Annotated in this window: 11 protein-coding genes and 1 tRNA gene; 2 read left to right on the top strand and 10 right to left on the bottom strand. The window is 46.0% G+C overall.

What is annotated here, in order from left to right; translation table 11 throughout:
* Nucleotides 1–116: 116 nt before the first annotated feature.
* Nucleotides 117–1,253: a GNAT family N-acetyltransferase/peptidase C39 family protein gene (locus WG68_RS14550; RefSeq protein WP_083981906.1), complete on the bottom strand. Its 1,137-nt coding sequence runs from the start codon at nt 1,251–1,253 to the stop codon at nt 117–119.
* A gap of 163 nt (nt 1,254–1,416) precedes the next feature.
* Here WG68_RS14550 and WG68_RS14545 point away from each other — a divergent pair, with 163 nt between their 5' ends.
* Nucleotides 1,417–2,883 carry a RimK family protein gene (locus WG68_RS14545; protein WP_046558422.1) on the top strand — a complete coding sequence of 489 codons (1,467 nt, stop codon included), beginning with the start codon at nt 1,417–1,419 and terminating at the stop codon, nt 2,881–2,883.
* 113 nt (nt 2,884–2,996) lie between these two features.
* Here WG68_RS14545 and WG68_RS14540 read toward each other — a convergent pair.
* The 5 genes from WG68_RS14540 to WG68_RS14520 form a co-directional block, all read right to left on the bottom strand.
* Nucleotides 2,997–3,082 (bottom strand) — tRNA-Leu (locus tag WG68_RS14540).
* Between the two features lie 139 nt (nt 3,083–3,221).
* Nucleotides 3,222–4,169: an isopenicillin N synthase family dioxygenase gene (locus WG68_RS14535; protein WP_046558421.1), complete on the bottom strand. Its 948-nt coding sequence runs from the start codon at nt 4,167–4,169 to the stop codon at nt 3,222–3,224.
* A 16-nt stretch (nt 4,170–4,185) separates the two neighbouring features.
* A complete protein-coding gene (locus tag WG68_RS14530) occupies nt 4,186–5,394 on the bottom strand; it encodes a NupC/NupG family nucleoside CNT transporter (RefSeq protein ID WP_046558420.1) in 1,209 nt (402 codons plus the stop codon).
* 20 nt (nt 5,395–5,414) lie between these two features.
* The gene (gene udk / locus WG68_RS14525; protein ID WP_046558448.1) at nt 5,415–6,047 is read right to left on the bottom strand and encodes a uridine kinase; all 633 of its coding nucleotides are present in this window, start codon (nt 6,045–6,047) and stop codon (nt 5,415–5,417) included.
* A gap of 121 nt (nt 6,048–6,168) precedes the next feature.
* Nucleotides 6,169–9,312, bottom strand: coding sequence for a TonB-dependent receptor (locus WG68_RS14520; RefSeq protein ID WP_046558419.1), 3,144 nt, complete (start codon nt 9,310–9,312; stop codon nt 6,169–6,171).
* Between the two features lie 366 nt (nt 9,313–9,678).
* Here WG68_RS14520 and WG68_RS14515 point away from each other — a divergent pair, with 366 nt between their 5' ends.
* A complete protein-coding gene (locus WG68_RS14515; RefSeq protein ID WP_083981905.1) occupies nt 9,679–10,809 on the top strand; it encodes an endonuclease/exonuclease/phosphatase family protein in 1,131 nt (376 codons plus the stop codon).
* A gap of 33 nt (nt 10,810–10,842) precedes the next feature.
* On the opposite strand, the gene rlmM is transcribed toward WG68_RS14515, so the two are convergent.
* The 4 genes from rlmM to WG68_RS14495 form a co-directional block, all read right to left on the bottom strand.
* Entirely contained in the window at nt 10,843–11,925 is a 1,083-nt protein-coding gene (gene rlmM, locus WG68_RS14510) for a 23S rRNA (cytidine(2498)-2'-O)-methyltransferase RlmM (protein ID WP_046558418.1), read from the bottom strand.
* 97 nt (nt 11,926–12,022) lie between these two features.
* Nucleotides 12,023–12,649: an alpha/beta family hydrolase gene (locus WG68_RS14505; protein ID WP_046558417.1), complete on the bottom strand. Its 627-nt coding sequence runs from the start codon at nt 12,647–12,649 to the stop codon at nt 12,023–12,025.
* A complete protein-coding gene (locus tag WG68_RS14500; protein ID WP_046558416.1) occupies nt 12,630–13,565 on the bottom strand; it encodes a transcriptional regulator GcvA in 936 nt (311 codons plus the stop codon). Before WG68_RS14500 ends, WG68_RS14505 begins: the two co-directional genes overlap by 20 nt.
* 21 nt (nt 13,566–13,586) lie before the next feature.
* Nucleotides 13,587–13,859 carry an oxidative damage protection protein gene (locus WG68_RS14495; protein WP_046558415.1) on the bottom strand — a complete coding sequence of 91 codons (273 nt, stop codon included), beginning with the start codon at nt 13,857–13,859 and terminating at the stop codon, nt 13,587–13,589.

Here is a 13,859-nt window from a genome sequence, read left to right as displayed (position 1 = left end):
ATTATAGGGCGTTTAAGAATTGGCGCAAGGGATTATTGAGTAAAAAACAGATTTGCCGAACTGTTCGCATATAAAACAGGCTATTTAACTAAAATAACTACAAAACCGGCTGCTTTTTAATCTGCTCCGATAACGATAGCTGCTTTAAGGCGCTTTTTACCATAACTGAAAGCCTTACTAAATACTTTGTACTCAATAGGAATATATTGCCGCTCTGCGGTCGACAGCCAGGGGATATCAGCAATATCCGGGTCATTAATATAGATAAAGTGCTCATCAGCAGCGCATAACACCACCCAATGTGGTGCCTTGCTTTTATCGAACTGCCAGGTACTGATTAAGGCAATAATCAATTTCCCTTGTTGTAACTGATGCTTAATAGCACTGAGGCTAAGCTCAGCATGGTGCACCACTATACCTTGTTGCTCAGTTTGCTGCTTAAAGGAGTCATGTACCCGCTGCAATATGGTTTTTTTTGCCTCGCTACGGACACTGTCACCAAACAGCAGGCCATCGTTATTCAGATACACCTCCACCGCAAAACCTCTGCGGTGTGCGGCAAGTGCCAGCCCCCTTGGGCCGCAACCGCCATGGCCACTGGTCATAAAAATGGTGGTCGCTTCCCGCCATAGTTCTATCTCCAGTTGGTACGGGTCAAATAAGCCCGGTTTAAAGTAGTTAAAAGCCATCAACAAACTGGCAGGACCACAGGTAAAGGGGGTGCTTTGTGCTATGTACGGCACTTGCCGGGTAACGGAGTCACTGTTGAACTGAATAACCTGCTTCTGCATACAAATAGCATCTGAGTGGTCTTCATAAAAGTCATGCTTAATGGCAAATTCATGGTATTGCAGCTTTTGATAAAGCTTTATCGCCGCACTGTTATCTTTACGCACCTCCAGTCGCAATAAAGCACAGTGTCGGGCAGCTGCTTGCTGCTCTGCTGCGGCCATCAGTTTTTCAGCCAACCCTCGTTGCCTGAAAACCGGGTCTACTGCTATTGAATACAACCTTGCCAGGCTGGTGCCGCGCCGGTAAATCAGCAAAAAGTAGCCGGCAAGCTGATTATCAACCTCGATCACACTTAAATCACTGCGTTTTTCCGTAATAAAACGGCGGAAGCTGCGTACACTAAGCCGATCAGAGCTAAAACAGCGCTGCTCAAGTACATGCAAAGTGGCCACATCGGCCAAAGCAGCATATCTCAGCGCTACGCAATGCATTTTCTCTGATGTTACTAACTGCTCAGTCATCTGTTGGTTTCCCATAACTTGCTTACTTAGCTAAGCTTGCCTGTGCATCACAACAGTTATCCAATTGAAATGCCAGTAAGAAATTCTGATGCTATGCTGAAAAATAATTTGCTGTCTTTCAATGCCATAATCGGTCAGGCTAAGCGCGCTAACAGGAGGCAACATGGCGAAACTGATAATAATAGTAGATAAAGCTCAGGATTGGGCTCCCTTTCATCAATATGACGGGGTAATGAGTTTGCCTGCTTACCTGAAATGGTCAGCGAAGCAAAAACAGCGGGTACGGGTAATTAACCTGTGCCGTCAATCTCATTATCTTGGTAGTGGCTACTATTGCTCTTTACTGGCCGAGGCTCGGGGCCACCATGTAATGCCATCAGTGCGGGCGTTTAACAAGTTTAACCGTCATGAGATTGCCGATATCGCCGATGAAGTGCCACAGGCATTGTTGCAACAGCTGAACAAAGCGCTGACTGAAGAAACCACTTGCCAATTAACCTTTAATATTTATTTTGGAGAGACCGAGCATAAAGCCTTAAAGAAGGTGGCGTCTTTCCTGTTTGAAGCTTTCCCGGTACCCATACTGCGGGTTGAACTACAAAAGAAAATCACCTGGCAGGTAAAAACGCTGAAAATTGGCAGTGTTAACAAGCTGACGGAAACCGAGCAAAGCTTGTTTGGCAATATCCTAGAAAAATACAGCCATAAGATCTGGCGGCTAGAGCCAACTAACCGTAAGTTCAAGTACGATCTGGCAGTACTGGTCGATCCGAAAGAGAAGTTTCCACCCTGTACCCCAAAGTCACTGGAACTATTTGTCAGGGCAGCCAAGAAAGCAGCAATGGACGTAGAGCAGATTACCGCAAGGGATATTCACCGTTTAGCTGAATTTGATGGCTTGTTTATCCGGGAAACCACGGCCGTTAATCATCATACGTTTTATATGGCACAAAAAGCTGAACGCGAAGGCTTGGCGGTGGTTGATGATCCCAGTTCAATTTTGCGCTGTGGTAATAAAGTTTATCTGCAAACCCTGTTTGAGCAGCACAAAGTGCCAATGCCTGATGGCCTGATGCTCTTTAAACAGGATGAAGACAACCTCGAACGTGCCGCTGACAGCCTGGGCCTGCCGCTGGTTTTGAAAATACCGGATGGCAGCTTTTCCCGCGGCGTGATTAAAGTAAAAACCCTGACCGAGCTGCGTTCTACCCTGGTAACGCTATTTGAACAAAGTGCCATTATCCTGGCGCAGCGTTACACCTTTACTGAATACGACTGGCGCATTGGCGTATTGAATGGCCAGGCTATTTTTGCCTGCAAATACTTTATGGCGCGTAACCACTGGCAGATTTATAAACACGGTAAAGCTAAAACTGAAAGTGGCGGCTTTAGTACCTGCGCAGTTAATGAAGTACCGGCACATGTATTGGATGCAGCCATTCGCGCCTGCGCACCTATCGGCGACAGTTTATATGGCGTAGATGTAAAGCAGGATGGTGACAAAGTGTATGTTATAGAGGTGAACGACAACCCAAATATTGATGATGGCGTAGAAGACTTGCACTTGGGTAATAAGCTGTACGATATCTTAGTCGAAGACTTTATCCGCCGCATTGAACTAAAACGATAAATTGGGGGGACACAAAAACGTCAGGAACGTTTTTGGACAGCTTTAGCTGGCCTGCGCAGCAGGTTTTTACCAGGGATGGTAAAAACCAAAAAACCGGCCTTAGCCGGTTAATTTGGTGCAGATGGAGAGACTCGAACTCTCACGCCTTGTGGGCACAAACACCTGAAGCTTGCGTGTCTACCAATTCCACCACATCTGCATCATGTCTAACACCAGCGTTTTGCGCCAGGTGCCTAACATGGCGAGCAGTATAGCTATTCAAAAAAACTAGTCAACTATTGAATGCAACTATTCTGCTCGTTTTTGCTCGTTCGCTTATTTGCTGAGCAAGCTGCTGCTTACTTAGCCTTTTTCAGTAAGCCAATTTCTTCCAGACGCTGCATTAAGTAATCGTTGGAGTTAATGGGCTCAGGGTAACGATTAGGCCGCTGCTCGCTGATACAGGTTTCCAGCGTTTCGATAACATAATCCGGATTCGGATGCATAAAAAATGGAATAGAATAACGTGGCTCACCTGCCGCTGCCCCAGCCGGGTTAACTACCCGATGAGTAGTAGATGGCAACACATGGTTGGTTAACCGTTGCAGCATGTCACCAATATTGACCACTATGGTGCCTTCAATGGTGGTAACCGGTAACCAGCTGCCATCGCGGCGCAGTATCTCAAGCCCGGCTTCATTCGAACCCACTAACAAGGTAATCAGGTTAATATCTTCATGCTGGCCAGCGCGGATAGATTCTGTCGAGGTGTCCTTAATCGGCGGATAGTGGATTGGCCGCAATATAGAATTACCGTAATTAACCTTATCAGCAAAGTAACTTTGCTGCTGGCCTAAAAACAACGCTAATGCCTCCAACACCCGGTTACCCAGCTTTTCCAGTTCAGTAAAAAGGGTATAAGTAGCCTCTTTAAAACCAGCCACTTCAGCAGGCCAGATATTCGGATACAAACTCGGGTGTGGTGCAGGGCCTGTCAGCTCACGACCAACATGCCAGAATTCTTTTAGATCAGGATGGTTTGAATCTTTGGCTTTTTCAACACCAATTGCAGTATAGCCTCGCGCCCCACCCTGTCCGGGCTTATGGTACTTAGCTTTAACATCACTCGGTAAAGCAAAAAACTGCTTAATCATATTATAGGTATTTGCTACCACCTCATCTGAAATACCGTGGCCGCTAATGCCACAAAATCCAAACTCAGTGTAGGCCTTGCCAATTTCGGCAACAAAGTTATCTTTGTCGGTGGCAAACCGTCTTATATCTAACGTTGGAACTTGCTGTGTCATATAAAAGACCTGTTTGTTAGCCTAAGGAAAAAAAGAACCCTGCAATTGCAGCGCTCATTAAATTAGCCAATGTCGCTGCAAGCAGGGCTTTTAAACCCAGCTGCGCAATATCAGCCCGACGACCCGGCGCCATACCGCCCAGGCCACCTAATAGAATGGCAATTGACGAAAAGTTAGCGAAACCACACAAGGCAATAGTAACTATTACCTGTGTATGTGCGCTTAACTGCTCTTTCACCTGCACAAAGTCGAGGTATGCGACAAATTCATTAATAACCAGCTTCTGTCCAATAAAGCTGCCTGCCAACCGCGCTTCATCCCAGGATACGCCCAGAATAAACGCCAGTGGCTGGAACACATAGCCAAAAATAAGTTGCAGGGTCAGGTTGTCGATGCCAAACCAACCGCCGACACCACCAACAATGCCATTGACCAGAGCGATTAAGCCAACAAAAGCCAGCAGCATAGCGCCAACATTCAGTGCCAATTGCATGCCGCTGGACGCCCCTGCTGCTGCGGCATCAATAACGTTAGTGTGCGGCTTTTCGGTGCTGATTTCAGTTAATTCATTTTTGGGCTGTTCAGTTTCAGGCAGTATTATTTTGGCCATTAAAAAACCACCCGGCGCGGCCATAAAGCTGGCAGCTATCAGGTACTTTAGCTCAATGCCCAAGCCCGCATAACCTGCCAGCACTGAACCGGCCACTGAGGCCAGGCCGCCGACCATTACTGCGAATAATTCAGAGCGGGTCATCGTTGGAATAAACGGCTTAACCACTAAGGGCGCTTCGGTCTGACCAACAAAAATATTGGCCGCGGCTGACATCGACTCTGGTCGGCTGGTACCCAGCAGTTTTTGTAAACCACCGCCAATTAAGCGGATCACCCAGCTCATCAAACCAATATGGTACAACACCGCAATTAACGATGAGAAAAAGATAATAATGGTTAATACATGAATGGCAAAAATAAAGCCCTGCGAAAAGTTACCTAAGTCACCAAATAAGAACTGAATACCGGCATTGGCATAACCGATAACATTAGCAACCACCTGCGAGATGCTGTACAACACTTCCTGGCCAAAAGGCACATACAACACGAAGGCACCAATCGCTAACTGAATAGCGAAAGCCCCACCAACGGTACGCCAGTTGATACGGCTGCGATGCGCAGATGCCGCAATAGCCACTAATAACAGGGCGAAAATGCCCACTATTCCCATCATATGTTATTCCCTGATTATTCTTATTCTGCCAGTAACTGGCGGATTTTTGCTTTTATAATATCAATTGCAATCTGGTTTTTACCGCCCCGGGTAACGACCAAATCAGCATATTGCTTTGAGGGCGCTATAAATTCAAAAAAAGCAGGCCGCACTGTTGTTTCGTATTGTTCAGTTACCGAGGCCAGGCTTCTGCCACGGTCTTCTAAATCACGTTTTATCCGTCGCAGTAAACATATATCAAGTGGCGTGTCCATAAAGACGCTGATATCAAACTGCTGGCGCAGCTTTTCATCATTCAGTAGCAGTATACCCTCCACTAAAATTACTTTAGCGGCCTGTACTTTAATAGTTTCGTCCAGCCTGGTGTGCAGTTTGTAACTGTATTGCGGCATCGCAATACTCTGGCCAGCACGTAAACGCTGCAAATGCTCGACCAGTAAAGCGTGTTCAAAGGCTGAGGGATGATCATAATTGGTCAGAATTCGCTGATCAAAAGATAAATGGCTCTGATCGCGGTAATAGGCATCTTCAGATAAAATAGCAATCCGCTCACCACCTAACTCAGCCACCAACTCCTGATAAACCGTCGATGCGAATAAACTTTTACCAGAAGCCGAAGCACCAGCAATCGCAATAATGGTATTTTTAGCCACAAGCTCGCCTAGTTTTAACAAAACAGCTGGCGATTATCGCTAATAATGCTGCAGATAGAAATAAAAATAGCTAAAAAAAATGCCAGTCAACTGACTGGCATTTTTAATTCTAGCTGAATGCTTAGAAACGGTAAGATACGCCCAATTTCATTCTCCAGGTAGAGAATTGGTTGTAGAACTTATCGTAATTATTAGTGTTAGAGGTAGTATTGCCATAAACATACTGGCCTGTAGCTGGATTAATAGTAAAATCAACCAACTGAATAGTACCAAAATCACTGCCGTATACTTTGCCTTGCGAGCTATCCAGTAAGTTCAGGAAGTTTGCAATAGTGAAGTACACAGAACCTTTATGGCCATCCATTAAACCTGGAATTTCCTGCCGGAAGTTTAGGTCTAACGTTGTTACCCATGGCGTAGTGCTAGCGCCGCGAGGGGCATAACCACCAGCATACTTATCTAAACCAAGTGCATTAATGGTTTCAAAAAAGCTGGTGCGCGCTGCATCAGATACAAACACCACGTTCGGGTCATTCGCTGTTGGAATATACGCCAGCATAGAGTTCGAGGTAGTGCCCGGGCTTAACAAGTCGTAAGGGTTACCAAAGCCCGTACTATTGTTAAAGTTACCGTTGTTACCATTTAAGAAGTACGTAATTGGCTTACCTGAACGACGCTCGTAAAACATATTGACGTTTGTCTTATAACCCGCAAAGAACTCATGCTCATAGCCAAAGTTAACCACAAAACGGTGTTCTGTTTCAAAAGCCGACCGGCCAACTACCGCTTCATTACGGTTAATGGTGGTATTAAAACCATAGTTACTACTTGCGGTTGAGCTGGTACTGGTATGCGCATCGGTAATATCCTGATTAGCATAAGAGGTTGTTACCCGGATGCCGTTATCCCAGGCTTTACTCAGCATAGTAGTAAACACTTTAGAGCGACCTTCCGCATCAGCATTGGTCAGCATAATATCGCGTGGCTGCGTGGCATTATAAATAATCCGTTGGCCATCGGCGGTAGTGCCAGCTTCTTTGCCTGTTAGGCTTGGGTCAATCCAAAACGCTGTATTCTCTGACTTTTTGTATTGATACTCGGTTGTCCACATTACATTGTCAGCAATGTAAGGAATATTAATCAGATAATCGGCTGCAATTTGCACCCGCCAATCTGATGGCAACTTAAAGTTTGGATCTGTAAAGTTGGTGCCGGCAAATACTGTTGAGTTAGCCACAGCATCTTTAAACGCTTGTGGTACATCATCAATACTAACACCACTTAATGCCGCAGCCAGCGGGTTGTTCGCAGTATTTCGCACATCAAAACGCGCAATACCTACGCCCGGGTTTGAATAGGAGTTTGACACCCAAACGGTTGGCTGGCCGCCAGAGAACCGGCCAATACCGCCACGCACAGTCAGATCCGTGTCCACATCCCATTTAATGCCAAAACGCGGTAGTAAAATACCTACGCCATCCAGGTTTTCAGTATTATCAAAACCGGTACGTTCTTTGGCTTGCTGGTTAAACTTAGGGCGGTCACTTGAAGCGAGCATTTCATAACGCAAGCCCATATCAATTTGAATATCATCAGTAATAAACCATTGATCATGAACATAAATGGCATGCTCATCACGCACAAATTCAGCAGCTGCATCATCAGGGTTTAATGATGTCGCATTCTGATATATTAAACGTGATGCTTGTCTGTTCTCAAAATCTTCCAGGCTGTCAAAGGTATAAGCACCCTTAGTATTTTGTAAGAACAGGTTAAAAATATCTAAACGCTTGAACTGATAACCGAAGCTTAAGTTGTGATCACCAATCAGATAGTCAGCGTCAAAAGCTAAAATAGTTGATTTTTTTCTTAAATCATTTGAATGGCGGGAAAAATCAGAGCCAAGACCAACAGCGTTACTACCAACACCGATATTCACGGTAACATCACCGTAATCACCAAAAGAGGCCTGAGTTGTTGGGTTATCAATATAGGTTAAGCTTAACCGGGTGGAGAAATCAGGCGTCCAGTCAGAATAAAGTTTAAACGCATAGTTATTTAACTCTTCAATCCGGTTATACCACTGTGACGACAAGCGCAAGCGATCTGCCCGCCCGGTAGTATTTGCTGTTCTGTTACCTTTATTGTACTGATACGTCATTGCAGCACGGTGGTCCTGACTAATATTCCAGTCAAGCTTCACTAATAATTTCTTGTCATCGGTAATTGGTGATAAATCCCAGCTGCCGGCATCAACACCGTATACGCTTTGGGCAATACGACGAACGGCTTCATAGTCAGCTAAGGTGGCTACCGTGCTGTTTGCTGCACCTGCACCTGCCGGGCCCCATTCTAATGGGGTATCAGCTTCATAAAACTCGTAAGACACAAAGTAGAACAATTTATCCTTAATAACTGCACCACCTGCTGTAGCACCCCAGGTGGTTTCATCGAACTGCAACGGACGCTCAAACCGGCCTTCTTTTGGCGTACCGGCCCATTTGTCGCTTTGTGTTTCATAAAATAATGAGCCAGAAAAATCATTAGTACCAGACTTGGTTACTGCATTGATTTTTGCACCCTGGAAGCCACTGTCTTTCGCGTTAAATGGCGATACATCGATAGTGATTTGATCAATTGCTTCCAGAGAAATAGGTGAACGGGTAGTGGGGTAGCCATTGGCATTTAAGCCAAAGTCATCATTTTGCGCTATGCCATCAATACTAATGCTGTTAAACCGTGGGTTAGTACCGGCAACAACCAGTTCACCGTCTTTAGCCGTTAATACCGCTAAAGGGTTATTGCGCACAATATCTTTGATATCGCGGTCAAAGCTCGGGCTGTTTGCAACATCTGCTGCGTTAAAGTAACTGCTGCTGCCAGTATTGCCGGCTAAAATGGCGGTGCCGGTAACAGCGATACGCTCTACCTGCTGCACTGACTCTAATTCCGCATTCAGACGAAACGACTCGCCTAACGAAATGAAAATATTGTTGTACGTTTTTACACCTGCAGGGCTGGTGAAAGTAATAGTGTAAGGGCCACCTACCCTTAAGCCGGTGCTGGCAAAAGCACCACTTTGGTTAGTTGTTGCCACGGAGCGGGTACCTGACGGTACGTGTAAAATCTCTACGCGTGCATTTGCCGCAACCTCACCTGTTGCCGTAACAACATTACCACGAATTGCAGAAGAGGTATCAGCATACACCATGTTGCTAACACCGAGCGCAAGTGTTACTGCCAACGCTATATGTCTTATTTTCATATCGTTTTCACCTGGTAGTTGATAGTTGTGTTTTAATTCCGTTTGAAATACAAAGGCTGCTTTCAATTTGGGGAGTAAGTGTAACTAAGTTTTATGTCATTTTAGTTACACTGCAATTTAACCGGGAACTTTTAAGTCCTTCTTTGGTCAAACGCCACCTGTCACGCAAGTGTAACATGGCTGGTCAGAGTTGCGAACAATCCCCCCTTAAATTGGTTAAAAAATATCATTTTTTTGCATAAATCTGCACTGCGCTGGTGTTTCGTTAATAGCTTGGTTATGCTGTACGCCCGCTATCAATACAACTATTCCCTTATGTCTGACTCTCTTTTTTTGGGCTTTTTACTGTTATTATCCGGAGTAACAATGGCCGAACAAGTTACTGATATTAAAGTCGCTACTTTCAATGTAAGCATGGAGGCCAGCAACTACCTGCCCAGTGGTGAAACCGGTGACAACACCGTGCTGGCGAGCATTCTGGCTAATGGCAATAACCCGCAGGTGCAAAATATTGCCGCTATCATTCAGCGTGTAAGGCCAGATGTGCTGTTGCTAAATGAATTTGACTACATCGAAGATCCCAAGCAGGGTGTTGCAGCCTTTATCAAGAATTATCTGAATCAGTCACAACACGGCAGTAAGCCGATAGACTACCCTTATTTCTTTTATGCAACTGTCAATACCGGCCAGCCCAGCCCCTTTGATCTGGACAATGATGGCCAGGCAACGGGTGTCGGCGCCGATGCCTGGGGCTACGGCTTTTATCCAGGCCAGTATGGTATGGCGATCTTATCTAAGTACCCGATTGATCATGCTAATGTCAGAACTTTTCAACATTTTAAGTGGCGCGATATGCCAGACTTTATGCCGACCCAAAAAGCTGATGGCAGCCCATGGTATAGCGATGACGCCTGGCAGCAGATGCCTTTGTCGTCAAAATCTCACTGGGATGTACCGGTAATCGTTGGCAATACATCAGTTCATTTTCTGGCCAGCCATCCAACGCCACCGGTGTTTGATGGCCCGGAAAATCGCAATGGCATTCGCAACCACGATGAAATCCGCTTCTGGATTGATTATCTGAATCCAGGTAACGCAGGTTACATTTATGATGACAACGGCAATAACGGTGGCCTTGCTGAAAACCGTCGCTTTGTATTGCTGGGTGATTTAAATGCCTCTGCCGAAGCTGAAGGTGATGCCATTCATAGCGCCATCCGCTCTCTGGTTAACCACCGCAGAATAGATAACAGCTTTACCCCTGCCAGTTTAGGCGGCGCAGAACACACGCCAGAGCGTAAGTTCGCGCAATACCATACTGCCAGCTGGCGCATGCGGGCAGATTATGTACTGGCGTCTGACTTTGGCTTCAATATTAAAGAAGGTGGCGTGTTCTGGCCGGCAAAAAACACCCCCGATTACCCGTTGGTAGGCAGCCGTGATGCCAGCTCAGATCATCGCCTGGTTTGGGTGAAGCTTGAACTCAGCGCTGAATAGTCAGCACTGAGTTATTAGACTTGATAATAAAGATCAGAACTTTAATACCCGGTTTTGCACGTGTACCGTAACTTCTTCACGGTCATGGTACAGGTGCTTAACTTGTAAGCGATACTTAATATCTGCATCTAGCAGGCGCTGCTCAAGCAGAGCCAATATATCCGTTACGGTTTCATAGCGTTTTTTCATCGGCAGTTTTAAGTTAAATATTGTTTCCTGACACCAGCCATTAATCAGCCAATCTCCCATCCGTTCTGCCACCCGCTGTGGCTGCTCAATCATGTCGCAGACAACCCAATACACATTCTTTTTTTGCGGCTCAAACTTAAAACCATCGACAGTTAAATGCTTAACCTGGCCGGTTTGCATTAGCGATTCCGCCATAGGGCCATTATCTATAGCCGTAACCATCATGCTGCGCTTTACCAGTTGATAAGTCCAACCACCTGGGCTCGCACCTAAATCAACCGCATTTAACCCACCACCCAGGCGTTTGTCCCATTCAGGTTTTGGAATAAACTGCAGGAAGGCCTCTTCAAGCTTTAAAGTGCTGCGACTGGGTGCTTCATTGGGAAATTTCAGCCGCATAATGCCATTTTCCAGCGGGCTGTTGTTCTCCGGATATGACAAGCCAACATAGCCTTGCTGGCCGCTCAACAAAAACACATGCAGCACCGGTGCCCGCTTTTGCTCTTTGGGCAGCATAACGCCAGCCTGGCGCAGCGCCTGGCGCAGCGGCACAGTGAGCTTGCGTGCCAGCGTCGACAATGTTTTACCGTCGTTAGTTTCAGGATATTCTACCCTTAGCTCGCCACAGCCGTTCAACTCAGCAGCCAGCACTGCTGCTATTACCGGTGCGATACGATCAGCTGGCGGCAGCTCTAGTAATTCAGCCTGCAACAAGCTCCACTGGCGAATAAAGATAAACTGTTCAAACGGATAATCGCGGTAAAACTCAGCCAGCCCGTCAGCATCATAAGCTTCAAAAATAACATAAGCTGAATTCGCAGTGAGTTTGCAAAAACCAAAAACATCATAGCTACTGGCTTTATCCTGAATTTCCGCCGCACATTCTTTTTCAAAACCAGCCCGACAGTACAATAGTAGTTGTTTCATTTAACATCCTTTTGCCAGGCGCTTATTACAAGCATCAACCAGCCAATAATCAAAATTTGTCCACCTATCGGCGCTAAGGCGGAAATGTAAAATTTCTCTAGTTTCTAGCGCCGGCCAGAAGTATTTCATCAATTTTCCCACTACAATAAGCGGCTGCATCCGCAATAAGTTGCTGTTGGTTTAAGCCGCTGGCTTTAGTTGGTTTAAAATCATGATCTGCTGCCGTTAGCCAATGTACTTTAACCTGCGGCCAGTTTAACTCAGCTAATTCAGCACGTTTGCCAAAAGGGTCGCGCTCACCCTGCACAATATGTAAAGGTAACGGCAGTGTATCAAAATGTGCGGTACGCCACTGGCTTTTGCCTGGTGGATGAAATGGATAACCAAAGGCAAATACTGCTTTAACCTGCGGTACATCCAGCAAGTTAAGCATACTGGCTACCCGGCCCCCCATCGATTTGCCGCCAATAAATAGCGGTAAGCTGCTGTCGGCCTGATTAATCTGTACCATAAAATGTTGTTGTAACACCGCCATTTTATCAGGCGGCCTTTTGCTGCCAAGTTCAATACTGCGCTGCATATAGGGGAAATTAAAGCGCTGCACCTCGATTTGATAATGCGCCAGCGCCAGAGCCAACATATTCATAAAAAGGCTATCGCAGGGCGCACCCGCACCATGCGCCAGAATTAAGCGGGCTTTTGCTTTAATCAATGGCAACGGCATTGGTAAATTGCTGCTCAGTAAACAACAATTGCTCTGCAGTAACCATATCGACCATCCATTGGCGAAAGGCAGTAATTTTACCCAGCTCGGTCTGGCTTTCCCGGCACACCAGATAATAGGCATCTTTGCTGATCAATACATGATTAAACGGCACGATTAAGCGGCCAGAGTTAATATCAGGGCGCGCCAGCACATTATGGGCCAATGCCACGCCCTGGCCATGAATAGCTGCCTGCAGCACCATCGAAGAATGGCTGAAAATCGGCCCTTGATTAACATTAAACTGTTTAAAGCCCTGGCTGGTAAACCAGGCTTTCCAGGCACGGCGCGAGCCATCATGCAGTAGGTTGTGTCTGGCTAAATCGGTCGGCTCGTTCAGCGGCTTGCCACTGTTAAGCAGCAACGGTGAGCAAACCGGTAACAAGTACTCGGTATGTAGCTTATCGGCATGCAAGTTGCGCCAGTTACCACGGCCATAATAAATAGCAATATCAACATCATCAGTCAGAGAGCCTTCGTCTAAATCAACGGCTTTAATTCTGACATCGATATCCGGATGCTGCTCACTAAACTGATTTAAACGTGGCACCAGCCATTGAATGGCAAAACTGGGCTGCAAACTTACCGTCAATGAGCCTTTGGCACCACGGGCCAACAGCTTTTCAGTTGCTTCATGCAATTGCAGGAAAATCTCTTTAATATCCAGAAAATAACTCTGGCCCTCTTCGGTAAGTAACAAAGAGCGATTTTTGCGCATAAACAACTTCAGGCCCAGATGGTCTTCCAGTGCTTTTATCTGATGACTAATGGCCGCCTGAGTCACATACATTTCTTCCGCAGCCTTAGTAAAACTAAGGTGCCTGGCCGCTGTTTCAAAGGCTTTTAGTGCATTTAGTGGTGGCAGACGACGCGCCATAAAATTCGCTTAACTCAACAATTAACTGGCTGGTGGCTTATAGCCTTCAATTTCAACATCCTGGCCCTGAAACAAAAAAGCTTCCATCTGCTGTTCCAGAAACTGCCGGTGCTCAGGGTTCATCATATTCAGCTTTTTCTCATTAATCAGCATAATTTGCTTGGCCTGCCATTTGCTCCAGGCTTCTTTACTGATAGAGGCAAATATCTTGTTGCCAAGCTCACCCGGGTATAATTGAAAATCCAATCCCGGTGCATCCTGTTGCAAATACTGACAAAAAACCGTTCTGCTCAT

The sequence above is a fragment of the Arsukibacterium ikkense genome (assembly GCF_000987775.1).
GTDB classification, from domain to species: Bacteria; Pseudomonadota; Gammaproteobacteria; order Enterobacterales; family Alteromonadaceae; genus Alishewanella; species Alishewanella ikkense.
This window is presented reverse-complemented; position numbering and strand designations above follow the sequence as displayed.